Origin of the sequence: Streptomyces paradoxus (assembly GCF_014202475.1) — a bacterium.
Classification (GTDB): domain Bacteria; phylum Actinomycetota; class Actinomycetes; order Streptomycetales; family Streptomycetaceae; genus Streptomyces; species Streptomyces paradoxus.
This window is the reverse complement of the sequence record NZ_JACHGV010000006.1, coordinates 124,119-146,766: the sequence shown is the minus strand read 5'-3', so window position 1 is coordinate 146,766 and position 22,648 is coordinate 124,119. Positions and strand designations below refer to the sequence as shown.

Below are 22,648 nucleotides of genomic sequence, written 5' to 3'. Positions count from 1 at the left end.
CATGAGCGACACCCCCGTCATAGGCGTCCTGGCCCTCCAGGGCGACGTACGGGAGCACCTCGTCGCCCTGGCCGCGGCCGATGCCGTGGCCAGGCCGGTGCGGCGCCCCGAGGAACTCGCCGAGGTCGACGGTCTCGTCATCCCCGGCGGCGAGTCCACCACCATCTCCAAGCTGGCCGTCCTGTTCGGCCTGATGGAGCCCCTCCGCGCGCGCGTGCGGGACGGCATGCCCGTCTACGGCACCTGCGCCGGCATGATCATGCTCGCCGACAAGATCCTCGACCCGCGCTCGGGCCAGGAGACCGTCGGCGGCATCGACATGATCGTGCGCCGCAACGCCTTCGGCCGGCAGAACGAGTCCTTCGAGGCCGCCGTCGCGGTCGAGGGCGTCGACGGCGACCCGGTGGAGGGCGTCTTCATCCGCGCCCCCTGGGTGGAGTCCGTCGGCGCCGCGGCCGAGGTGCTCGCCGAGCACGACGGCCACATCGTCGCGGTCCGCCAGGGCACCGCGCTGGCCACGTCGTTCCACCCGGAACTGACCGGCGACCACCGCGTCCACGCCCTGTTCGTCGACATGGTGCGGGCGAACCGGACAGCCGAGTCCTTGTAGGATTCCTGCGTTCGTTGCTGAGATGGGTTACGCGAAGGAGACAGGCAGATGTCCGGCCACTCTAAATGGGCTACGACGAAGCACAAGAAGGCCGTGATCGACGCCAAGCGCGGCAAGCTCTTCGCGAAGCTGATCAAGAACATCGAGGTCGCGGCCCGCATGGGCGGTGTCGACATCGACGGCAACCCGACGCTCTACGACGCCATCCAGAAGGCGAAGAAGCAGTCGGTCCCGAACAAGAACATCGACTCCGCGGTCAAGCGCGGTGGCGGTCTCGAGGCCGGTGGCGCCGACTACGAGACGATCATGTACGAGGGCTACGGCCCGAACGGCGTGGCCGTGCTCATCGAGTGCCTCACCGACAACCGCAACCGCGCCGCGTCCGAGGTCCGCGTCGCCATGACCCGCAACGGCGGCTCCATGGCCGACCCGGGCTCGGTGTCCTACCTGTTCAACCGCAAGGGCGTCGTCATCGTCCCCAAGGGCGAACTGACCGAGGACGACGTGCTGGCCGCCGTGCTCGACGCGGGCGCCGAGGAGGTCAACGACCTCGGCGAGAGCTTCGAGGTCCTCAGCGAGGCCACCGACCTGGTCGCGGTCCGCACCGCCCTCCAGGACGCCGGCATCGACTACGACTCCGCCGACGCCAACTTCGTCCCGACCATGCAGGTCGAGCTGGACGAGGAGGGCGCCAAGAAGATCTTCAAGCTGATCGACGCCCTGGAGGACAGCGACGACGTGCAGAACGTCTTCGCCAACTTCGACGTCAGCGACGAGGTCATGGAGAAGGTCGACGCGTAGCACCGGGCTCCACCGAGTCAACGGGCCGACGGGACACACCCCGTCGGCCCGTCGCGTTGTCGGTGGCACCCGATAGCCTGCACAAACAGGTGAGCGAAAGGGAGGGGCGCGTGCGCGTACTGGGGGTGGACCCGGGACTGACCCGGTGTGGTGTCGGCGTCGTCGAGGGCGTCGCCGGACGGCCGCTCACGATGATCGGCGTCGGCGTCGTCCGCACGCCCGCGGACGCCGACCTCGGCCACCGCCTCGTCGCCGTCGAGCAGGGCATCGAGCAATGGCTCGACGAGCACCGGCCCGAATTCGTCGCCGTCGAGCGGGTGTTCAGCCAGCACAACGTCCGTACGGTGATGGGCACCGCACAGGCCAGCGCCGTCGCCATGCTCTGTGCCGCCCGCCGCGGCATCCCCGTGGCCCTGCACACCCCGAGCGAGGTCAAGGCCGCTGTCACCGGCAGCGGCCGCGCCGACAAGGCACAGGTGGGGGCCATGGTCACCCGCCTGCTCCGGCTCAGCGCACCGCCCAAGCCCGCCGACGCGGCCGACGCCCTCGCCCTCGCCATCTGCCACATCTGGCGCGCCCCCGCGCAGAACCGACTCCAGCAGGCCGTCGCCCTGCACACCGCCAAAGCACCGAAAGGCCGGACGGCATGATCGCCTTCGTCAGCGGCACAGTGGCCGCACTCGCTCCAGACGCCGCGGTCGTCGAGGTCGGCGGTGTCGGCATGGCCGTGCAGTGCACGCCGAACACCCTGTCCACACTCCGCATGGGCCAGCCGGCCAAGCTGCACACCTCGCTGGTCGTCCGCGAGGACTCCCTCACCCTGTACGGCTTCGCGGACGACGACGAGCGGCAGGTCTTCGAGCTGCTCCAGACGGCCAGCGGTGTCGGCCCCCGGCTGGCCCAGGCCATGCTCGCCGTGCACAGCCCGGACGCCCTGCGCCGGGCCGTCGCGACCGCCGACGAGAAGGCCCTCACCGCCGTCCCCGGCATCGGCAAGAAGGGCGCGCAGAAACTGCTCCTGGAGCTGAAGGACCGGCTCGGCGCCCCGGTCGGCGCGCCCGCCGTCGGCGCGCCGGTCAGTACCGGCTGGCGTGACCAGCTGCACGCGGCCCTGATCGGCCTCGGGTACGCGACCCGGGAGGCCGACGAGGCCGTGACCGCCGTGGCCCCGCAGGCCGAGGCCGCCGACGGCACGCCCCAGGTCGGCCAGCTGCTGAAGGCGGCCCTCCAGACCCTGAACCGCGCCCGCTGACCCCCCACCCCGAGGCACATCACATGAACTGGGACGACACGACCGACGCCGATGCCGCCGAGCGGCTGGTGGGCTCCGTCGCCGACCGTGAGGACCAGGCCGTCGAGGCCGCCCTGCGCCCCAAGGACCTGGACGAGTTCATCGGCCAGGAGAAGGTCCGCGAGCAGCTCGACCTCGTGCTGCGCGCCGCACGCGCGCGTGGCGCGACGGCCGACCACGTGCTGCTCTCCGGCGCCCCCGGCCTCGGCAAGACCACCCTGTCGATGATCATCGCGGCCGAGATGGGCGCCCCCATCCGCATCACCTCCGGCCCCGCCATCCAGCACGCCGGCGACCTCGCCGCGATCCTCTCCTCCCTCCAGGAGGGCGAGGTCCTCTTCCTCGACGAGATCCACCGCATGTCCCGGCCCGCCGAGGAGATGCTGTACATGGCGATGGAGGACTTCCGCGTCGACGTCATCGTCGGCAAGGGCCCCGGCGCCACGGCCATCCCCCTGGAGCTGCCCCCCTTCACCCTGGTCGGAGCCACCACCCGGGCCGGCCTGCTGCCGCCCCCGCTGCGCGACCGCTTCGGTTTCACCGCGCACATGGAGTTCTACGAACCGGCCGAACTGGAGCGGGTCATCCACCGCTCGGCCGACCTCCTCGAAGTCGAGATCGAGCCGCAGGGCGCCGCCGAGATCGCCGGACGCTCCCGCGGCACGCCCCGGATCGCCAACCGCCTGCTGCGGCGCGTCCGCGACTACGCGCAGGTCAAGGCCGACGGCCTGATCACCAGGGACATCGCCGCGGCGGCCCTCGCCGTGTACGAGGTGGACGCGCGCGGCCTCGACCGCCTCGACCGGGGTGTGCTGGAAGCCCTGCTCAAGCTGTTCGGCGGCGGTCCGGTCGGCCTCTCCACGCTCGCTGTCGCGGTCGGGGAGGAACGTGAGACCGTGGAGGAGGTCGCCGAACCCTTCCTCGTACGGGAGGGGCTGCTGGCCCGCACCCCCCGCGGCCGGGTCGCCACGCCCGCCGCATGGGCGCATCTCGGCCTCACCCCGCCACGCTCCCAGGCCGCCGGAAACGGACAAGGGGACCTGTTCGGGGCGTGACGGCGCCGTCACGGCTCCGGGGCGGCGAGGTCAGTGGCCGGAGCAGGAACCCCGGTGCCATGCTGAGCGTTGTTCCATGCGCGCGGACTCGCTTAGACTCCGCCGATGCCGCCTTTGTCGGCGGCGTACACACCCCCAACCATCTGGCCGCTCACAGCGCGGTCGTGTGAAGGAAGTACCGACCCGTGAGTCTCCTGACCCTCCTCCCGTTCATCGTGCTCATCGGGGCCATGTTCCTGATGACCCGGTCGGCCAAGAAGAAGCAGCAGCAGGCCGTGGAGATGCGGAACCAAATGCAGCCCGGCAGCGGTATCCGCACCATCGGGGGCATGTACGCCACAGTCAAGGAGGTCAACGAGGACACCGTCCTCGTCGACGCCGGTCCCGGCGTCGAGCTCCTCTTCGCCAAGAACGCCATCGGTGCCGTCCTCACCGACGACGAGTACAACCGCATCGTCCACGGCGTCGAGCACGACCTGAAGTCCGACGCCGACATCGTCCCGGACGACGCCTCCTCCCTCACCGAGACCGACGGCTCCGCCGCCGACGCCCCCGCTGACGACAAGGCCGTCGACCTCGGCAAGAAGGACGCTGCCGATGAACCGGCCGACGAGGCGGCCGAGGCCAAGCCGGGCGCAGAGCCGAAGAAGACCGACGGCGACTCCGAGGCGAAGTAGTCGTGTCCCGGGGTGCGCGGGTCCTGCCCGCGCATCCCGGGACACGCCCAGCTCGCACGGAGTCCCGACACCATGTCATGGCCGCCCGTCCGCCGATCCGGAGCGAGGCGGCCCGAGAGGGAGTACGAGAAGGTGGCCACACCTAAAAAGGGCAGGAACGCGAGCGCCCAGAGCAAGCCGGGGCGCTCGCTGGCCCTGATCCTGATCGCCATCGCGGCGCTCACCGGTGGGATGTTCGCCTCGGGGCACACGAAGCCGCGTCTCGGCATCGACCTTGCCGGCGGTACGAGCATCACGCTCCGCGCGGTCCCCGAGGCCGGCAACGAGTCGGCGATCAACAAGACCAACATGGACACGGCCGTCTCCATCATGGAGCGCCGTGTCAATGGTCTGGGCGTCTCGGAGGCCGAGGTCCAGACGCAGGGCCGCGACAACATCGTCGTGAACATCCCCAAGGGGACCAACTCCGAGCAGGCCCGCAAGCAGGTCGGCACCACCGCCAAGCTCTACTTCCGTCCGGTCATCGCCACCGAGGTCGCCGGCGGCAAGGGCGCGGCCAACCCCTCCCCGAGCCCCACCGGCAAGCCCTCGGACCAGCCGTCCGGCAAGGCGTCCGACAAGCCCGAGGCCACCGACAAGAACTCCGCCTCGCCGTCCGCCACGCCCACCACCCAGGGCCGAGCGGTCACCGACGCGCTGAAGGCCGACGCCACGCCGTCCGCGAGCGCCTCGGACAAGCCCGGGTCCAGCCCCTCCCCGTCGGGGAGCGGCGACACCGCCGAGGCCGACGCGAACGCGCTCCAGGCGAAGTACGCCGCGCTCGACTGCACGAACGCCAAGATCCGCTCCACCGTGGGCGACGGCGTCAAGGCCTCCCAGCCCACCCTGGCCTGCGGCAAGAACGCGCAGGGCCAGTGGCAGAAGTACATCCTCGGCCCCGCCGAGGTCGACGGCACGGACGTCGACAAGGCCCAGGCCGTCCTCAACACCCAGACCGGTGCCGGCTGGACGGTCACGATGGACTTCACGGACGCCGGGGCCAAGAAGTTCGCGGACATCACCGGCAAGCTGGCGCAGAACCAGTCCCCGCAGAACCAGTTCGCGATCGTCCTCGACGGCGACGTCGTCTCCGACCCGTACGTCCGGCAGGCCCTGACCGGCGGCAACGCCGAGATCTCCGGCAACTTCAACCAGCAGTCCGCCCAGGACCTGTCCAACATGCTGAGCTACGGTGCGCTGCCGCTCACCTTCAAGGTGGACAGCATGACGACCGTGACCGCCGCGCTGGGCGGTGACCAGCTGCAGGCCGGTCTGATCGCCGGTGCGATCGGTCTCGCGCTGGTCGTCATCTACCTGCTGGCCTACTACCGCGGTCTGTCGTTCGTCGCGATCCTCTCGCTGCTGGTCTCCGCCGCCCTCACCTACACGCTCATGGCCCTGCTCGGCCCGGCCATCGGCTTCGCGCTGAACCTGCCGGCCGTGTGCGGTGCCATCGTCGCCATCGGCATCACGGCGGACTCGTTCATCGTCTACTTCGAACGCGTCCGTGACGAGATCCGCGAGGGCCGTACGTTGCGCCCCGCCGTCGAGCGTGCCTGGCCTCGCGCCCGGCGCACCATCCTGGTCTCCGACTTCGTGTCGTTCCTCGCCGCAGCGGTGCTCTTCATCGTCACCGTCGGCAAGGTGCGCGGCTTCGCCTTCACACTCGGCCTGACCACGCTGCTCGACGTGGTCGTGGTATTCCTCTTCACCAAGCCGCTCTTGACCCTGCTGGCCCGTCGCCCCTTCTTCGCGAACGGCCACAAGTGGTCCGGCCTCGACCCGAAGAGCCTGGGTGCCCAGCCGCCACTGCGCCGCACCCGCCGTCCCTCCGCCCCCGTCGAGACGAAGGAGGCGTGAGATGTCGAAACTCGGCAACCTCGGCGCCCGGCTGCACCGCGGCGAGATCGGCTACGACTTCGTCAAGAACCGCAAGATCTGGTACGGCCTCTCCATCCTGATCACCATCGTGGCCATCGCCGGTCTGGCGGTCCGCGGCCTGAACATGGGCATCGAGTTCCAGGGCGGTGCCGTCTTCACCACCCCGAAGAACATCAGCGTCTCGGTGTCCCAGGCCGAGGAGTACGCGGAAGCGGCCTCCGGTCACGACGCGATCGTCCAGAAGCTCGGTGACGGCAGCCTGCGGATCCAGGTCGCGGGCATCGAGACCGACCAGGCCAACCAGATCAAGGGCCAGCTCTCGGAGGATCTCAAGGTCGACTCGGAGCAGATCAACGCCGAGCTGGTCGGCCCCAGCTGGGGCGAGCAGATCGCGAACAAGGCCTGGCAGGGTCTCGGGATCTTCATGGTCCTCGTGGTGATCTATCTGGCGATCGCCTTCGAGTGGCGCATGGCGCTCGCCGCGTTCGTCGCGCTGATCCACGACATCACCATCACGGTCGGCATCTACGCCCTGGTCGGCTTCGAGGTCACACCGGGCACGGTGATCGGTCTGCTGACCATCCTCGGCTACTCGCTCTACGACACGGTCGTGGTGTTCGACAGCCTCAAGGAACAGACGAAGGACCTCACCAAACAGACCCGCTGGACCTACAGCGACGTCGCCAACCGCTCGATCAACAGCACTCTGGTCCGCTCCATCAACACCACGGTCGTCGCGCTGCTGCCGGTCGCGGGCCTGCTGTTCATCGGTGGCGGTGTCCTCGGCGCCGGCATGCTGAACGACATCTCGCTGTCGCTGTTCGTCGGTCTCGCCGCCGGTGCCTACTCCTCGATCTTCATCGCCACGCCGCTCGTCGCCGACCTCAAGGAGCGCGAGCCGGCGATGAAGGCCCTGAAGAAGCGCGTCCTGGCCAAGCGGGCCCAGTCCGCCGCCCAGGGCGGGACCGAGGTCCACGACGAGGAGACGTACGCCGACGAGCCGGAGGACGCCGCACCCGCGGTCGTCGGGCCTCGCAACCAGCCCGCCTCCCGCAGCCGCGGCCGCGGCCGCCCCTCGGGGAAGCGCCGATGACCGAGATCAGGGAGCTGCTGCTCAGCCGCATCCGTGACGTGGCCGACTACCCGGAGCCGGGCGTGATGTTCAAGGACATCACCCCGCTCCTGGCGGACCCGGCGGCCTTCACCGCCCTGACCGACGCCCTCGCAGAGATCGCCGAGGGCACCGGTGCCACCAAGGTCGTCGGCCTGGAAGCCCGCGGCTTCATCCTCGGCGCCCCGGTCGCCGTCCGCGCCGGTATCGGCTTCATCCCCGTGCGCAAGGCGGGCAAGCTCCCCGGAGCGACGCTCGCCCAGGCCTACGACCTGGAGTACGGCTCGGCGGAGATCGAGGTGCACGCCGAGGACCTCACCGCCGAGGACCGTGTCCTGGTCGTCGACGACGTCCTCGCCACCGGCGGCACCGCCGAGGCATCGGTCCAGCTCATCCGCCGGGCCGGCGCCGAGGTCGCAGGTCTCGCCGTCCTCATGGAGCTCGGCTTCCTGAGCGGCCGCGCCCGCCTGGAGCCGGCGCTGAACGGCGCGCCGCTGGATGCCCTGCTCACGGTCTAGCGACCGCGCGGCGGGCCGCCGGAGACCGGCACGACACCGCGCAGGCGGGCACCGGAGGATCCGGTGCCCGCCTCGTGCGTTTCCCGGGTAGACGGTCCTCACATTGGCCTGAAGGCGATCCAGGGGCTCGGGATCGCTACCATGGGGGTCCGGAGCCTGACCGGGGGACCCGGATCGCGCACGAGGAGCCCTCTTGCCAGACGAGGCCCAGCACCTGACCGCCGCCAAGCCCGAGTCCGCCTCGGCAGCCGCGGCCAAGCCCGCGCCGAACGCGCCCCACGCGAAGAACGACAGCCGTGGGCCGGTCGAGCATGCCCAGGCGGCTCCGGTCGACAAGCCCGCCGAGCAGTCGCGGCCCAAGCCCACCCCGCCGCCCGCGGTACGTCAGGCCGCCGGACAGCCGGCCCGCTCCGGCTCCTCCAACCGCGTCCGCGCCCGTCTGGCCCGGCTCGGTGTGCAGCGCGCGAACCCGTACAACCCGGTGCTGGAGCCGCTGCTGCGGATAGTGCGCAGCAACGACCCGAAGATCGAGACGTCGACGCTCCGCCAGATCGAGCGCGCCTATCAGGTCGCCGAGCGCTGGCACCGCGGCCAGAAGCGCAAGAGCGGCGACCCGTACATCACGCACCCCCTCGCCGTGACGACCATCCTCGCCGAGCTGGGCATGGATCCGGCCACGCTGATGGCCGGGCTGCTGCACGACACGGTCGAGGACACCGAGTACGGCCTGGACGACCTGCGCCGCGATTTCGGCGACGTCGTCACCCTGCTCGTGGACGGCGTCACCAAGCTGGACAAGGTCAAGTTCGGCGAGGCCGCCCAGGCCGAGACCGTGCGCAAGATGGTCGTCGCCATGGCCAAGGACCCGCGCGTCCTGGTCATCAAGCTCGCCGACCGCCTGCACAACATGCGCACCATGCGCTACCTCAAGCGCGAGAAGCAGGAGAAGAAGGCGCGCGAGACCCTGGAGATCTACGCGCCGCTCGCCCACCGCCTGGGCATGAACACCATCAAGTGGGAGCTGGAGGACCTCGCCTTCGCGATCCTCTACCCCAAGATGTACGACGAGATCGTCCGGCTGGTGGCCGAGCGGGCACCGAAGCGTGACGAGTACCTGGCCATCGTCACCGACGAGGTCCAGCAGGACCTGCGGGCGGCCCGTATCAAGGCGACCGTCACCGGCCGCCCCAAGCACTACTACAGCGTCTACCAGAAGATGATCGTCCGCGGCCGGGACTTCGCGGAGATCTACGACCTGGTGGGCATCCGCGTCCTCGTGGACACCGTCCGCGACTGCTACGCGGCCCTCGGCACGGTGCACGCGCGATGGAACCCGGTCCCCGGCCGGTTCAAGGACTACATCGCGATGCCCAAGTTCAACATGTACCAGTCGCTGCACACGACGGTCATCGGCCCCGGCGGCAAGCCGGTCGAGCTGCAGATCCGCACCTTCGACATGCATCGCCGCGCCGAGTACGGCATCGCCGCGCACTGGAAGTACAAGCAGGAGGCCGTCGCGGGCGCCTCCAAGGTGCGCAGCGACGCCCCCAAGTCGTCCGGCAAGGGCAAGGACGACCACCTCAACGACATGGCCTGGCTGCGGCAGCTGCTGGACTGGCAGAAGGAGACCGAGGACCCCGGCGAGTTCCTGGAGTCGCTGCGGTTCGACCTGTCCCGCAACGAGGTCTTCGTCTTCACCCCCAAGGGCGACGTCATAGCGCTCCCCGCCGGCGCCACCCCGGTGGACTTCGCCTACGCGGTGCACACCGAGGTCGGGCACCGCACGATAGGCGCCCGCGTCAACGGCCGGCTGGTCCCGCTGGAGTCCACCCTCGACAACGGCGACCTGGTGGAGGTCTTCACCTCCAAGGCCGCCGGCGCCGGCCCCTCCCGCGACTGGCTCGGCTTCGTCAAGTCACCGCGCGCCCGCAACAAGATCCGGGCCTGGTTCTCCAAGGAGCGCCGCGACGAGGCGATCGAGCAGGGCAAGGACGCCATCGTCCGCGCTATGCGCAAGCAGAACCTGCCGATCCAGCGCATCCTGACCGGCGACTCCCTGGTGACCCTCGCGCACGAGATGCGCTACGCCGACATCTCCGCGCTGTACGCGGCGATCGGCGAGGGCCATGTCTCCGCGCAGAACATCGTGCAGAAGCTGGTCCAGGCCCTCGGCGGCGAGGAGGCCGCCACCGAGGAGATCGACGAGTCGGTCCCGCCGGCCCCCGGCCGCAGCCGCAAGCGCCGTACCAGCGCCGATCCGGGCGTCGTCGTCAAGGGCGTCGAGGACGTGTGGGTCAAGCTGGCCCGCTGCTGCACGCCCGTCCCCGGGGACCCCATCATCGGCTTCGTCACCCGTGGCAGCGGCGTATCGGTTCACCGCAGCGACTGCGTGAACGTGGACTCGCTGTCCCGTGAGCCGGAGCGCATCCTCGACGTCGAGTGGGCGCCCACGCAGTCCTCGGTCTTCCTGGTCGCCATCCAGGTCGAGGCCCTGGACCGCTCCCGGCTCCTCTCGGACGTCACCCGCGTGCTGTCCGACCAGCACGTCAACATCCTCTCCGCGGCCGTCCAGACCTCCCGCGACCGCGTGGCCACCTCCCGCTTCACCTTCGAGATGGGCGACCCGAAGCACCTCGGGCACGTGCTCAAGGCGGTCCGGGGCGTGGAGGGCGTCTACGACGTGTACCGGGTGACGTCGGCGCGCAGCAGGTCGTAGCCGCTCGTCGCACACGACCACACGAAAGGGGCTCCCGTACATCGTGTACGGGAGCCCCTTCTCGATCGACTGCTCAGCCTCCGAACTCCTGCAGGCCCTTCAGCGCCTGGTCCAGCAGCGCCTGCCGGCCGTCGAGCTCACGCTGGAGCTTGTCGGCCTTGGCGTTGTTGCCCTGCGCGCGGGCCTGCTCGATCTGGCCCCGCAGCTTGTCCACAGCGGCCTGGAGCTGACCGGTCAGACCCTCGGCACGCGCCCGTGCCTCCGGGTTCGTCCGGCGCCACTCGGCCTCCTCGGCCTCCTGGATGGCCCGCTCGACCGCGTGCATACGGCCCTCGACCTTGGGCCGGGCGTCGCGCGGCACGTGGCCGATGGCCTCCCAGCGCTCGTTCACGTTCCGGAACGCGGCCCGGGCCGCCTTGAGGTCCGTGATCGGCAGGAGCTTCTCGGCCTCCTCGGCCAGCTCCTCCTTGAGCTTGAGGTTCTCCGACTGCTCGGCGTCCCGCTCGGCGAAGACCGAGCTGCGGGCCGCGAAGAACACGTCCTGGGCGCCGCGGAAGCGGTTCCACAGGTCGTCCTCGTGCTCGCGCTGGGCGCGGCCCGCGGCCTTCCACTCGGACATCAGCTCGCGGTAGCGCGCCGCCGTCACGCCCCAGTCCGTCGAGTTCGACAGCGCCTCGGCCTCGGAGACCAGCCGCTCCTTGGTCTTGCGGGCCTCCTCGCGCTGCGCGTCCAGTTGCGCGAAGTGCTGCTTGCGCCGCTTGGAGAACGCCGACCGCGCGTGCGAGAACCGGTGCCACAGCTCGTCGTCGGACTTGCGGTCCAGGCGCGGCAGGCCCTTCCAGGTGTCCACCAGGGCCCGCAGCCGCTCACCGGCCGCCCGCCACTGGTCGGACTGCGACAGCTCCTCCGCCTCGGCGACCAGCGCCTCCTTGGACCTGCGCGCCTCGTCGGACTGCTTCGCGCGCTGCGCCTTGCGCTCCTCGCGGCGCGCCTCCACCAGCTCGACGAGCTTGTCCAGCCGGACCCGCAGGGCGTCCAGGTCGCCCACCACGTGGTGCGCGTCGACCTGCTCCCGGATGTGGTCGATGGCCGCCTGGGCGTCCTTCGCCGACAGGTCGGTGGTCTTCACTCGCTTCTCGAGGAGGCCGATCTCGACAACCAGGCCCTCGTACTTGCGCTCGAAATAGGCCAGCGCCTCCTCGGGGGAGCCCGCCTGCCAGGAACCGACGACCTGCTCGCCGTCGGCCGTACGCACGTACACGGTCCCCGTCTCGTCGACGCGGCCCCACGGGTCGCTGCTCACAGCGCCTCCTCCACATGATGCCTGCGAGGGGCCTCAGCACCCCCGGGCATCGTCCACAGTTTCGTCACGGCCAACATAGGCGACCGGCGGGGGGCCTGTCCGCATCCCGCGCGACCGAAATTTCGCAGTTGAGGGGTCAGGATTCCGTGATCGCGGCCTTGTTGATCACGACCGTCGCGTTGGGCGCCGTATTGCCCGTCTGAGGGTCCGGCGCCTGCGCCCCGGCCTTGGCGATCTTCTGCAGAACCTTCATGCCCGCCTCGGACACCGTACCGAACGGTGTGTAGTCGGGCGGCAGCTGACTGTCCTGGTAGACGAGGAAGAACTGGCTGCCGCCGCTGTCGCGGCCCTGCTTCGTCTGCGCGTTGTACTGGTTCGCCATCGCGACCGTGCCCGCCGGGTACGTCCCGCCCTTGAGGCTCTTGTCCTTGAGGTTCTCGTCCGGGATGGTGTAGCCCGGTCCGCCCATGCCGGTGCCCTTCGGGTCGCCGCACTGCAGGACGTAGATGCCCTGGTTGGTGAGCCGGTGGCACTTGCTGTGGTCCAGGTAGCCCTTGCCGAGAAGGAAGTTGAACGAGTTCACGGTGTGCGGCGCAGCGGACGCCTTCAGCGCGACGTCTATCTCGCCGCAGGTCGTGTCCAGCTTCATCGTGTACTTCGCCGACTTGTCGATGGTCATCGCCGGTTCCTTCTTCCAGGTCTCCGACTTGACCTTGCCCGGAGCCGGCTTCTCGCACGGGTCCGGGGCCTTGCTCGGTGTGGCGCTCGGGGTGACGTCCGCGTTCGCGTTCTCCTTCTTGCCGTCGTCCTCGAACGGCTTGGTCAGGAAGACCGTCACCGAGAGCACCACGATCACGCCGAGAGCCGAGGCGATCACGGAGTTGCGGATACGGGCCTTGCGTCGCGCGTCAGTGCGTCGCTGCTGCTGCCGCAAGAACTTCTCCCGGGCGAGCTGACGCCGCCGCTGTTCCTGGCTGACCACCGGGTTCTCTCCTCATGGGTCTCGAACGTCGACCGGTACGCGTGCGTCCTGTGTGCCGACCGCCTGCGTGTGCCCCGTACCGTATATGGGTTCGCTGAGGAATCGGCAGCGCCGGTAGGCTCTGTGAGCAGCCGTAGCCGCCCGTATCGACACAACGAAGGACGATCGTGCTCATTGCCGGGTTCCCCGCCGGGGCCTGGGGGACGAACTGCTACCTCGTCGCCCCCGCCGCCGGTGAGGAGTGCGTGATCATCGACCCCGGCCATCAGGCCGCCGACGGCGTCGCGGAGGCGATCGCCAAGCACCGGCTCAAGCCCGTCGCCGTCGTCCTCACCCACGGCCACATCGACCACGTGGCCTCGGTCGTCCCGGTGTGCGGCGCGCACGACGTGCCGGCCTGGATCCACCCCGACGACCGGTACATGATGAGCGACCCCGAGAAGGCGCTCGGCCGTTCCATCGGGATGCCGCTGATGGGCGAGCTGACCGTGGGGGAGCCCGATGACGTCAAGGAGCTGGCCGACGGGGCGAAGCTGGAGCTGGCGGGCCTGGAGCTGTCCGTCGCCCACGCGCCCGGCCATACCAAGGGGTCGGTGACCTTCGGCATGCCCGAGGCGGCGGACATCCCGCCGATCCTCTTCTCGGGCGACCTGCTGTTCGCCGGCTCCATCGGACGCACCGACCTGCCCGGCGGTGACATGGCCGAGATGCTCGACTCGCTGGCCCGCGTGTGCCTGCCGCTCGACGACTCGACCGTGGTGCTGTCCGGCCACGGCCCCCAGACGACCATCGGCCAGGAGCGTTCCACCAACCCGTATCTGCGGCAAGTGGCGGCAGACCGCCAAGGACACGGCGCTGCCGAGGCTCCCCGACGAGGAATGTGACGAGACCTTCCGTGAGCACCTTCAAGGCCCCCAAGGGCACGTACGACCTGATCCCGCCGGACAGCGCCAAGTACCTCGCCGTCCGGGAGGCGATCGCCGCTCCGCTGCGCAACTCCGGCTACGGCTACATCGAGACGCCCGGCTTCGAGAACGTCGAGCTCTTCGCGCGCGGGGTCGGCGAGTCCACCGACATCGTGACCAAGGAGATGTACGCCTTCGAGACCAAGGGCGGCGACCGGCTCGCCCTGCGTCCCGAGGGCACGGCCTCCGTCCTGCGCGCCGCGCTGGAGGCCAACCTGCACAAGGCCGGCAACCTCCCGGTCAAGCTCTGGTACTCCGGCTCGTACTACCGCTACGAGCGTCCCCAGAAGGGCCGTTACCGCCACTTCTCCCAGGTCGGTGCCGAGGCGATCGGCGCGGAGGACCCGGCGCTGGACGCCGAGCTGATCATCCTGGCCGACCAGGCGTACCGCTCGCTGGGCCTGAGCAACTTCCGGATCCTGCTGAACAGCCTGGGCGACCAGGAGTGCCGCCCCGTCTACCGGTCGGCGCTGCAGGAGTTCCTGCGCGGCCTGGACCTGGACGAGGACACCCTGCGCCGCGCGGAGATCAACCCGCTGCGCGTCCTGGACGACAAGCGCGAGTCGGTGCAGAAGCAGCTGGGGGACGCGCCGCTGCTGCGTGACTACCTGTGCGACGGGTGCAAGGCGTACCACGAGGAGGTCCGCGAGCTGATCACGGCGGCGGGTGTCTCCTTCGAGGACGACCCGAAGCTGGTCCGCGGCCTGGACTACTACACCCGCACGACCTTCGAGTTCGTCCACGACGGCCTCGGCTCGCAGTCCGCGGTGGGCGGCGGCGGCCGCTACGACGGCCTCTCCGAGATGATCGGCGGCCCCGCGCTGCCGTCCGTCGGCTGGGCCCTCGGCGTCGACCGCACGGTCCTCGCCCTGGAGGCGGAGGGCGTCGAGCTCGAACTGCCCGCCACCACCAGCGTGTTCGCCGTCCCGCTCGGCGAGGAGGCCCGCCGGATCCTGTTCGCCAAGGTCACGGAACTGCGCAAGAACGGCATCGCGGCAGACTTCTCCTACGGCGGCAAGGGCCTCAAGGGCGCGATGAAGAACGCCAACCGCAGCGGCGCCCGCTACACGGTCGTCGCCGGCGAACGCGACCTCGCCGAGGGCGTCGTCCAGCTCAAGGACATGGAGTCCGGCGAGCAGACGGCGGTGGGCGTGAACGAGATCGTGGCGGAACTGGAAGCACGGCTCGGCTGAGACACAGGGGGTGGAAGGCGCCGGGGCACGGCGCCTTCCACGCTCCTCCAGCAGCCCGTACCGCATCGCACTGGTGACCGCCGCCGTCCGGTCGTCCACGCCGGGCTTGCCGAAAACGCGCAGCGGGTACGGCCACCCGGCACGCCGACCCGGCCCGCGCCATCCGCTCGTCGAGCCGCACGGTCTCCCGGACCGTCAACCCGGCGGGCGCCGATTCGCAGCGTCGGCCGGAATGCAACCCTCAGGGACGACCGGGCGGCCCTCCTTATGTCCACTGAACGGTGGACACCGGCACCTGTGCGGCACAATGGCCCTGCCCGAAGATGTTCAGGTCTCGAGTGACGGAATCGGCGTGATGATCAAGACGACAGGCAGGGACGTCTCCACGGAGTCCGAGCCGGAGCGCGCCGGGACCGCGCCCCGCGCGGAGGGCGGCAGCCGGGCCCTGGCCCTGCTGCTGGTGATCACCGGCGCGGCCGGACTGCTCGCCGCGTGGGTCATCACGATCGACAAGTTCAAGATCCTCGAGGCCAAGGTCGCGGGCACGACGTTCACGCCCGGCTGCAGCCTCAACCCCGTGGTCTCCTGCGGCAGCGTCATGGAGAGCAAGCAGGCCGCGGTCTTCGGCTTCCCGAACCCGATGCTCGGCATCGTCTGCTACGGGATCGTCATCGGCGTCGGCATGGCCCTGCTCGCCCGGGCCCGCTTCCCCCGCTGGTACTGGCTCACCTTCAACGCGGGCTGCCTCTTCGGCGTCGTCTTCTGCGCCTGGCTGACGTTCCAGTCCCTGTACCGGATCAACGCGCTCTGCCTGTGGTGCAGCCTGGCCTGGGTCGCCACGATCCTGATGTTCTGGTACGTGACGTCGTTCAACATCCGCAAGGGCTTCCTGCCCGCCCCGAGCTGGCTCAAGAGCTTCTTCGGCGAGTTCACGTGGGTCATGCCCGTGCTGCACATCGGCATCATCGGCATGCTGATCCTGACCCGCTGGTGGGACTTCTGGCTCAGCTGATCCGGGCCGTTCCGGGCCCCGGGCGGACTGTCGGTGCGGTGATTTAGGGTTTCTGACGTGGAGCCCGACCTGTTCACCGCCGCAGCCGAAGAACGCCAGGAGAAGGAGCCGTCCAGCAGCCCCCTGGCGGTGCGGATGCGCCCGCGCACCCTCGACGAGGTCGTGGGCCAGCAGCACCTGCTGAAGCCGGGCTCACCCCTGCGCAGACTGGTCGGGGAGGCCTCCGGTCCGGCCGGGCCCTCCTCGGTGATCCTCTGGGGCCCGCCCGGCACGGGCAAGACCACCCTGGCCTACGTCGTCTCCAAGGCCACCGACGCCCGCTTCGTGGAGCTGTCCGCGATCACCGCGGGCGTCAAGGAGGTCCGCGCGGTCATCGACGGCGCCCGCCGCGCTTCCGGCGGCTACGGCAAGGAGACCGTCCTCTTCCTCGACGAGATCCACCGCTTCAGCAAGGCCCAGCAGGACTCCCTGCTCCCGGCCGTCGAGAACCGCTGGGTCACGCTCATCGCGGCCACGACGGAGAACCCGTACTTCTCGGTGATCTCGCCCCTGCTGTCCCGCTCGCTGCTGCTCACCCTCGAACCGCTCACGGACGACGACGTCAGGGGCCTCATCCGGCGCGCCCTCACCGCCGAGCGCGGCCTCAAGGGCGCCGTCACCCTCCCCGAGGAGACCGAGAGCCACCTCCTGCGCATCGCCGGCGGCGACGCCCGCCGTGCCCTGACCGCCCTGGAGGCGGCCGCCGGAGCCGCCCTCGACAAGGGCGAGGCGGAGATCGGCCTGACGACCCTGGAGGAGACGGTCGACCGGGCCGCCGTGAAGTACGACCGGGACGGCGACCAGCACTACGACGTGGCCAGCGCCCTGATCAAGTCCATCCGCGGCTCCGACGTCGACGCGGCCCTGCACTACCTGGCCCGGATGATCGAGGCCGGCGAGGACCCCCGGTTCATCGCCCGGCGCCTGATGATCTCCGCCAGCGAGGACATCGGCCTGGCCGACCCGACCGCGCTGCAGACGGCCGTCGCGGCCGCCCAGGCCGTCGCCATGATCGGCTTCCCCGAGGCCGCCCTCACCCTCAGCCACGCCACGATCGCCCTTGCCCTGGCACCCAAGTCCAACGCCGCGACCACCGCGATCGGCGCCGCCCTGGAGGACGTGCGCAAGGGCCTCGCCGGACCGGTCCCGGCCCATCTGCGCGACAGCCACTACAAGGGCGCGACCAAGCTCGGCCACGGCCAGGGGTACGTGTACCCGCACGACCTGCCCGAGGGCATCGCCGCCCAGCAGTACGCCCCGGACGCCCTCAAGGACCGCGAGTACTACGAGCCCACCCGGCACGGCGCGGAGGCCCGCTACGCGGACGCGGTCGAGTGGACCCGGAAGAACCTCGGTCGAAAGCGGTCCTGAGCACCCTGTAAACTCGTCCGGAGTGCCGCGTCCCGTGCAGTCAGAACGGGACAGCCGGCCGGAGCCCGGTCCCCGGACCGGCTCCAGGAGCGTCGCGCACCGTCGAACGGTGTCGCGGGCAGCCCACCACCACCGTCTCACGACGGAACCGGTCGGTGGGCAACTCGCGTGCTGCACGTATGTGCCCAGACCAGGGGAGCGGCTGCCCACCGGGGTCCACCAGGACCCAGGAGGGTTTCCCCGGCTGCGGATGCGACCTCCCTCAACCCTGACAAGCCGGAAACCAGGAAAGAGAAAAAGACAGTGGCGAACCAGTCCCGCCCCAAGGTCAAGAAGTCGCGTGCCCTCGGCATCGCGCTGACCCCGAAGGCCGTCAAGTACTTCGAGGCCCGCCCCTACCCGCCGGGTGAGCACGGCCGCGGCCGCAAGCAGAACTCGGACTACAAGGTCCGTCTGCTCGAGAAGCAGCGTCTGCGCGCGCAGTACGACGTGTCCGAGCGCCAGCTCGTCCGCGCCTACGAGCGTGCCTCCAAGGTCCAGGGCAAGACCGGTGAGGCCCTGATCATCGAGCTGGAGCGCCGTCTCGACGCCCTGGTTCTGCGTTCGGGCATCGCCCGCACGATCTACCAGGCCCGCCAGATGGTCGTCCACGGCCACATCGCGGTCAACGGCAAGAAGGTCGACAAGCCCTCCTTCCGTGTCCGTCCGGACGACGTCGTGCAGGTTCGCGAGCGCTCCAAGGAGAAGACCCTCTTCACGATCGCTCGTGAGGGTGGCTTCGCCCCCGACGGTGAGACCCCGCGCTACCTCCAGGTGAACCTCAAGGCCCTGGCGTTCCGCCTGGACCGTGAGCCGAACCGCAAGGAGATCCCGGTGATCTGCGACGAGCAGCTCGTCGTCGAGTACTACGCCCGCTGATCCTCGGCAGGCACGCGGTATATCTCAGCCCGTCGTCTCCCCACCCCTCCGGGTGGGCGAGGCGGCGGGCTTCGCGATTCCCCTGCTGCCGCGCGGGAAACCGGTACGGAGCGCAACCTCCGGCGCGATAGGCTCGTCGCACGACTTTTTGATGTTCAGGCACGTTTCAGGGAGCGGGTGCACACAGTGTCCGGTGGAGAGGTTGCCGGGATCCTGGTGGCCGTCTTCTGGGCGATCCTGGTCTCCTTCCTCGCCGTCGCGCTGGCGAGGGTGGCCCAGACGCTCAAGGCGACCACCAAGCTCGTGGCGGACGTGACCGACCAGGCCGTCCCGCTGCTGGCCGACGCCTCAGCGGCGGTGCGCTCCGCGCAGACGCAGATCGACCGGGTCGACTCGATCGCCTCCGACGTCCAGGAGGTCACGTCGAACGCCTCGGCGCTGTCGACCACCGTCGCCTCCACCTTCGGCGGCCCCCTGGTCAAGGTCGCGGCCTTCGGCTACGGCGTGCGCCGGGCCCTCGGCGGCCGCAAGGAGGACGTGCCCGCCAAGGCGTCCAGGCGTACCGTGATCGTGGGCCGTACGGTCACCCGGCGCAGCGCCCGAGACAAGAGGGACTGAGAGCCAGCGATGTTCCGCCGCACCTTCTGGTTCACCACGGGCGTCGCCGCCGGTGTGTGGGCCACCACCAAGGTCAATCGCAAGCTGAAGCAGCTGACCCCCGAGAGCCTCGCCAGAACCGCCGGCAACAAGGCGATCGAGGCCGGTCACCGCATCAAGGACCGTGCCGTGGGCTTCGCGCTCGACGTCCGGGACAACATGGCCGTGCGGGAGGCCGAGCTGGGCGACGCCCTCGGGATCAACGAGCATCCCGAACTCCCCGGCCCCCGGCGGTTCGCCGCCATCGAGAACCGCAACAACCCGAAGTACGTCGAGGGTTCGGCGTACCAGACGTACCCGTACAACCGGAATGAGGACCACTGATGGAGTCGGCTGAGATTCGCCGCCGCTGGTTGAGCTTCTTCGAGGAGCGCGGTCACACCGTCGTCCCTTCGGCGTCGCTCATCGCGGACGACCCGACTCTGCTCCTCGTCCCGGCCGGCATGGTGCCCTTCAAGCCCTACTTCCTGGGTGAGGTCAAGCCGCCCTTCGACCGCGCCACCAGCGTGCAGAAGTGCGTGCGCACGCCGGACATCGAAGAGGTCGGCAAGACCACCCGGCACGGCACGTTCTTCCAGATGTGCGGCAACTTCTCCTTCGGCGACTACTTCAAGGAAGGCGCCATCAAGCTCGCCTGGGAGCTGCTCACCGGCGCCCAGGACAAGGGCGGTTACGGCCTCGACCCCGAGCGCCTGTGGATCACCGTCTACAAGGACGACGACGAGGCCGAGCGTATCTGGCACGAGGTCGTCGGCGTGCCGAAGGAGCGCATCCAGCGCCTCGGCATGAAGGACAACTACTGGTCCATGGGCGTCCCCGGCCCCTGCGGCCCGTGTTCCGAGATCAACTACGACCGCGGCCCCGAGTTCGGCGCCGAGGGCGGCCCCGCCGTCAACGACGAGCGGTACGTGGAGATCTGGAACCTCGTCTTCATGCAGTACGAGCGGGGCGAGGGCATCGGCAAGGACAACTTCGAGATCCTCGGCGAACTGCCCAGCAAGAACATCGACACCGGCCTCGGTCTCGAGCGCCTCGCCATGATTCTGCAGGGCGTGCAGAACATGTACGAGATCGACACCTCGATGGCCGTCATCAACAAGGCCACCGAGCTCACCGGCGTCCGCTACGGCGACGCCCACGGCTCGGACGTCTCCCTGCGCGTGGTCACCGACCACATGCGCACCTCTGTGATGCTCATCGGAGACGGCGTCACCCCCGGCAACGAGGGCCGCGGTTACGTGCTGCGCCGCATCATGCGCCGAGCCATCCGCAACATGCGCCTGCTCGGCGCCACCGGTCCGGTCGTCAAGGACCTGATCGACACCGTGATCGGCATGATGGGCCAGCAGTACCCCGAGCTCATCACCGACCGCGAGCGCATCGAGAAGGTCGCCCTCGCCGAGGAGAACGCCTTCCTCAAGACGCTGAAGGCCGGCACCAACATCCTCGACACGGCCGTCACCGACACCAAGGCCGCCGGCGGCACCGTCCTGCCCGGCGACAAGGCCTTCCTGCTCCACGACACCTGGGGCTTCCCGATCGACCTCACCCTGGAGATGGCCGCCGAGCAGGGCCTCTCCGTGGACGAGGACGGCTTTCGCCGCCTGATGAAGGAGCAGCGGGAGCGCGCCAAGGCCGACGCCCAGGCCAAGAAGACCGGGCACGCCGGCGCCGGCGCCTACCGCGAGATCGCCGACCAGGCCGGTGCCACCGACTTCATCGGCTACACCGACACCGAGAGCGAGTCCACGATCGTCGGCATCCTCGTCGACGGCGCCTCCTCCCCGGCCGCCACCGAGGGCGACGAGGTCGAGATCGTCCTCGACCGCACCCCCTTCTACGCCGAGGGCGGCGGTCAGATCGGCGACACCGGCCGCATCAAGGTCGACACCGGTGCCGTCATCGAGATCCGCGACTGCCAGAAGCCGGTCCCGGGCGTCTACGTCCACAAGGGCGTCGTCCAGGTCGGCGAGGTCACCGTCGGCGCCAAGGCCCACGCCTCGATCGACGACCGCCGCCGCAAGGCCATCGCCCGCGCCCACTCGGCCACCCACCTGACCCACCAGGCCCTGCGCGACGCCCTCGGCCCCACGGCCGCCCAGGCCGGATCCGAGAACCAGCCCGGCCGCTTCCGCTTCGACTTCGGCTCCCCGTCCGCCGTACCGACGGCCGTGATGACCGACGTCGAGCAGAAGATCAACGAGGTGCTCGCCCGCGACCTCGACGTCCGCGCCGACGTCATGGGCATCGACGAGGCCAAGAAGCAGGGCGCCATCGCCGAGTTCGGCGAGAAGTACGGCGAGCGCGTCCGCGTGGTCACCATCGGCGACTTCTCCAAGGAGCTGTGCGGCGGCACCCACGTGCACAACACCGCCCAGCTCGGTCTGGTCAAGCTGCTCGGCGAATCCTCCATCGGCTCCGGTGTGCGCCGGATCGAGGCCCTCGTCGGCGTGGACGCCTACAACTTCCTCGCCCGCGAGCACACGGTCGTCGCCCAGCTCCAGGAGCTGATCAAGGGCCGTCCGGAGGAGCTCCCGGAGAAGGTCTCCGCCATGCTTGGCAAGCTGAAGGACGCCGAGAAGGAGATCGAGAAGTTCCGCGCCGAGAAGGTCCTCCAGGCCGCCGCCGGTCTCGCCGAGTCCGCCAAGGACATCCGTGGCGTTGCTGTCGTGACCGGTCAGGTTCCCGACGGCACGACCGCCGACGACCTGCGCAAGCTGGTCCTCGACGTGCGCGGACGCATCCAGGGCGGGCGGGCCGCCGTCGTCGCCCTGTTCACGGTGGCGAACGGCAAGCCGCTGACGGTCATCGCCACCAACGAGGCCGCCCGCGAGCGCGGCCTGAAGGCCGGCGAACTGGTCCGTACGGCCGCCAAGACCCTCGGTGGCGGCGGTGGCGGCAAGCCGGACGTCGCCCAGGGCGGTGGCCAGAACCCGGCCGCCATCGGTGACGCCGTGGACGCCGTGGAGCGTCTGGTCACCGAGACGGCCAAGTAAGAGACGGGTCGGACAGCATGCGCAGAGGACGTCGACTCGCGATCGACGTCGGGGACGCCCGCATCGGGGTCGCCTCGTGCGACCCCGACGGGATCCTCGCCACCCCGGTGGAGACGGTCCCGGGGCGTGATGTCCCCGCAGCTCAGCGACGGTTGAAGCAACTCGTCGAGGAGTACGAGCCGCTGGAGGTCGTGGTCGGTCTCCCGCGTTCGCTCAAGGGCGGGGAGGGCCCGGCGGCGGTCAAGGTCCGGGGCTTCACCCAGGAACTGGCCCGCATGATCTCACCGGTTCCGGTGAGACTCGTCGACGAACGCATGACGACGGTGACGGCCAGCCAGGGACTGCGCGCCTCGGGCGTGAAATCCAAGAAGGGCCGGTCCGTCATCGACCAGGCAGCGGCCGTGATCATCCTGCAACAGGCCCTCGAATCCGAACGGGTGTCAGGTAAAGCACCCGGCGAAGGCGTCGAAGTGGTCATCTGATCGCGATACGGTAACGTTCCGCGCGATGCGG

The 22,648-nt window shown here is 69.8% G+C and carries 21 protein-coding genes; 19 read left to right on the top strand and 2 right to left on the bottom strand.

The features are described 5' to 3' along the window. Position 1 precedes the first annotated feature (1 nt). The 10 genes from pdxT to relA all read left to right on the top strand — a co-directional run bounded on the left by pdxT (position 2) and on the right by relA (position 10,699). Positions 2 to 610 (top strand): pyridoxal 5'-phosphate synthase glutaminase subunit PdxT, encoded by a 609-nt coding sequence (pdxT, locus tag HNR57_RS21005; protein WP_184561634.1) that lies wholly within the window; start codon positions 2 to 4, stop codon positions 608 to 610. Between the two features lie 48 nt (positions 611 to 658). Next, positions 659 to 1,411, top strand: coding sequence for a YebC/PmpR family DNA-binding transcriptional regulator (locus HNR57_RS21000; RefSeq protein ID WP_184561632.1), 753 nt, complete (start codon positions 659 to 661; stop codon positions 1,409 to 1,411). Positions 1,412 to 1,521: 110 nt separating this feature from the next. After that, positions 1,522 to 2,061: a crossover junction endodeoxyribonuclease RuvC gene (gene ruvC / locus HNR57_RS20995; protein ID WP_175431467.1), complete on the top strand. Its 540-nt coding sequence runs from the start codon at positions 1,522 to 1,524 to the stop codon at positions 2,059 to 2,061. Further along, positions 2,058 to 2,663: a Holliday junction branch migration protein RuvA gene (ruvA, locus tag HNR57_RS20990; protein WP_184561630.1), complete on the top strand. Its 606-nt coding sequence runs from the start codon at positions 2,058 to 2,060 to the stop codon at positions 2,661 to 2,663. The genes ruvC and ruvA overlap by 4 nt, the downstream gene beginning before the upstream one ends. Before the next feature lie 23 nt (positions 2,664 to 2,686). Beyond that, positions 2,687 to 3,757, top strand: coding sequence for a Holliday junction branch migration DNA helicase RuvB (gene ruvB / locus HNR57_RS20985; RefSeq protein WP_184561628.1), 1,071 nt, complete (start codon positions 2,687 to 2,689; stop codon positions 3,755 to 3,757). A 185-nt stretch (positions 3,758 to 3,942) separates the two neighbouring features. Beyond that, on the top strand, positions 3,943 to 4,434 hold the full coding sequence (gene yajC / locus HNR57_RS20980) for a preprotein translocase subunit YajC (RefSeq protein ID WP_184561626.1): 492 nt from the start codon (positions 3,943 to 3,945) through the stop codon (positions 4,432 to 4,434). 132 nt (positions 4,435 to 4,566) lie between these two features. After that, on the top strand, positions 4,567 to 6,333 hold the full coding sequence (gene secD, locus HNR57_RS20975; protein WP_184561624.1) for a protein translocase subunit SecD: 1,767 nt from the start codon (positions 4,567 to 4,569) through the stop codon (positions 6,331 to 6,333). Between the two features lies 1 nt (position 6,334). Continuing rightward, on the top strand, positions 6,335 to 7,447 hold the full coding sequence (gene secF, locus HNR57_RS20970) for a protein translocase subunit SecF (protein WP_184561622.1): 1,113 nt from the start codon (positions 6,335 to 6,337) through the stop codon (positions 7,445 to 7,447). Then, positions 7,444 to 7,983: an adenine phosphoribosyltransferase gene (locus HNR57_RS20965; RefSeq protein WP_184561620.1), complete on the top strand. Its 540-nt coding sequence runs from the start codon at positions 7,444 to 7,446 to the stop codon at positions 7,981 to 7,983. Before secF ends, HNR57_RS20965 begins: the two co-directional genes overlap by 4 nt. Before the next feature lie 193 nt (positions 7,984 to 8,176). After that, the gene (gene relA, locus HNR57_RS20960; RefSeq protein WP_184561618.1) at positions 8,177 to 10,699 is read left to right on the top strand and encodes a GTP pyrophosphokinase; all 2,523 of its coding nucleotides are present in this window, start codon (positions 8,177 to 8,179) and stop codon (positions 10,697 to 10,699) included. Positions 10,700 to 10,772: 73 nt separating this feature from the next. Here relA and HNR57_RS20955 read toward each other — a convergent pair whose 3' ends face one another. After that, positions 10,773 to 12,002 carry a DUF349 domain-containing protein gene (locus HNR57_RS20955; protein ID WP_184561616.1) on the bottom strand — a complete coding sequence of 410 codons (1,230 nt, stop codon included), beginning with the start codon at positions 12,000 to 12,002 and terminating at the stop codon, positions 10,773 to 10,775. A 136-nt stretch (positions 12,003 to 12,138) separates the two neighbouring features. Continuing rightward, positions 12,139 to 12,984, bottom strand: a complete 846-nt coding sequence (locus tag HNR57_RS20950) for a peptidylprolyl isomerase (protein ID WP_184561614.1) — start codon at positions 12,982 to 12,984, stop codon at positions 12,139 to 12,141. A 167-nt stretch (positions 12,985 to 13,151) separates the two neighbouring features. Between HNR57_RS20950 and HNR57_RS20945 the strand changes: the two genes are divergently transcribed. The 9 genes from HNR57_RS20945 to ruvX all read left to right on the top strand — a co-directional run bounded on the left by HNR57_RS20945 (position 13,152) and on the right by ruvX (position 22,617). After that, positions 13,152 to 13,868, top strand: coding sequence for an MBL fold metallo-hydrolase (locus HNR57_RS20945; protein ID WP_184561612.1), 717 nt, complete (start codon positions 13,152 to 13,154; stop codon positions 13,866 to 13,868). 11 nt (positions 13,869 to 13,879) lie between these two features. After that, positions 13,880 to 15,142 carry a histidine--tRNA ligase gene (gene hisS / locus HNR57_RS20940; protein ID WP_184561610.1) on the top strand — a complete coding sequence of 421 codons (1,263 nt, stop codon included), beginning with the start codon at positions 13,880 to 13,882 and terminating at the stop codon, positions 15,140 to 15,142. Positions 15,143 to 15,497: 355 nt separating this feature from the next. After that, the gene (locus HNR57_RS20935; RefSeq protein ID WP_184561608.1) at positions 15,498 to 16,154 is read left to right on the top strand and encodes a vitamin K epoxide reductase family protein; all 657 of its coding nucleotides are present in this window, start codon (positions 15,498 to 15,500) and stop codon (positions 16,152 to 16,154) included. Between the two features lie 57 nt (positions 16,155 to 16,211). Continuing rightward, on the top strand, positions 16,212 to 17,564 hold the full coding sequence (locus HNR57_RS20930; RefSeq protein ID WP_184561606.1) for a replication-associated recombination protein A: 1,353 nt from the start codon (positions 16,212 to 16,214) through the stop codon (positions 17,562 to 17,564). Positions 17,565 to 17,867: 303 nt separating this feature from the next. Next, positions 17,868 to 18,482 (top strand): 30S ribosomal protein S4, encoded by a 615-nt coding sequence (gene rpsD, locus HNR57_RS20925; RefSeq protein WP_010046470.1) that lies wholly within the window; start codon positions 17,868 to 17,870, stop codon positions 18,480 to 18,482. A 177-nt stretch (positions 18,483 to 18,659) separates the two neighbouring features. Further along, entirely contained in the window at positions 18,660 to 19,100 is a 441-nt protein-coding gene (locus HNR57_RS20920; RefSeq protein WP_161364051.1) for a DUF948 domain-containing protein, read from the top strand. A 9-nt stretch (positions 19,101 to 19,109) separates the two neighbouring features. Further along, positions 19,110 to 19,463 carry a hypothetical protein gene (locus tag HNR57_RS20915; RefSeq protein ID WP_184561604.1) on the top strand — a complete coding sequence of 118 codons (354 nt, stop codon included), beginning with the start codon at positions 19,110 to 19,112 and terminating at the stop codon, positions 19,461 to 19,463. Further along, positions 19,463 to 22,135 (top strand): alanine--tRNA ligase, encoded by a 2,673-nt coding sequence (alaS, locus tag HNR57_RS20910; protein ID WP_184561602.1) that lies wholly within the window; start codon positions 19,463 to 19,465, stop codon positions 22,133 to 22,135. The genes HNR57_RS20915 and alaS overlap by 1 nt, the downstream gene beginning before the upstream one ends. Before the next feature lie 17 nt (positions 22,136 to 22,152). Then, positions 22,153 to 22,617, top strand: a complete 465-nt coding sequence (gene ruvX / locus HNR57_RS20905; RefSeq protein ID WP_184561600.1) for a Holliday junction resolvase RuvX — start codon at positions 22,153 to 22,155, stop codon at positions 22,615 to 22,617. Positions 22,618 to 22,648 lie beyond the last annotated feature (31 nt).

Bases quoted from the DNA above. Each gene is read 5' to 3' on its own strand.
- secF (WP_184561622.1), top strand. From the start codon at position 6,335: ATGTCGAAACTCGGCAACCTCGGCGCCCGGCTGCACCGCGGCGAGATC.
- alaS (WP_184561602.1), top strand. From the start codon at position 19,463: ATGGAGTCGGCTGAGATTCGCCGCCGCTGGTTGAGCTTCTTCGAGGAG.
- pdxT (WP_184561634.1), top strand. From the start codon at position 2: ATGAGCGACACCCCCGTCATAGGCGTCCTGGCCCTCCAGGGCGACGTA.
- HNR57_RS20935 (WP_184561608.1), top strand. From the start codon at position 15,498: ATGATCAAGACGACAGGCAGGGACGTCTCCACGGAGTCCGAGCCGGAG.
- ruvA (WP_184561630.1), top strand. From the start codon at position 2,058: ATGATCGCCTTCGTCAGCGGCACAGTGGCCGCACTCGCTCCAGACGCC.
- ruvX (WP_184561600.1), top strand. From the start codon at position 22,153: ATGCGCAGAGGACGTCGACTCGCGATCGACGTCGGGGACGCCCGCATC.
- HNR57_RS20965 (WP_184561620.1), top strand. From the start codon at position 7,444: ATGACCGAGATCAGGGAGCTGCTGCTCAGCCGCATCCGTGACGTGGCC.
- HNR57_RS20915 (WP_184561604.1), top strand. From the start codon at position 19,110: ATGTTCCGCCGCACCTTCTGGTTCACCACGGGCGTCGCCGCCGGTGTG.
- HNR57_RS21000 (WP_184561632.1), top strand. From the start codon at position 659: ATGTCCGGCCACTCTAAATGGGCTACGACGAAGCACAAGAAGGCCGTG.
- ruvB (WP_184561628.1), top strand. From the start codon at position 2,687: ATGAACTGGGACGACACGACCGACGCCGATGCCGCCGAGCGGCTGGTG.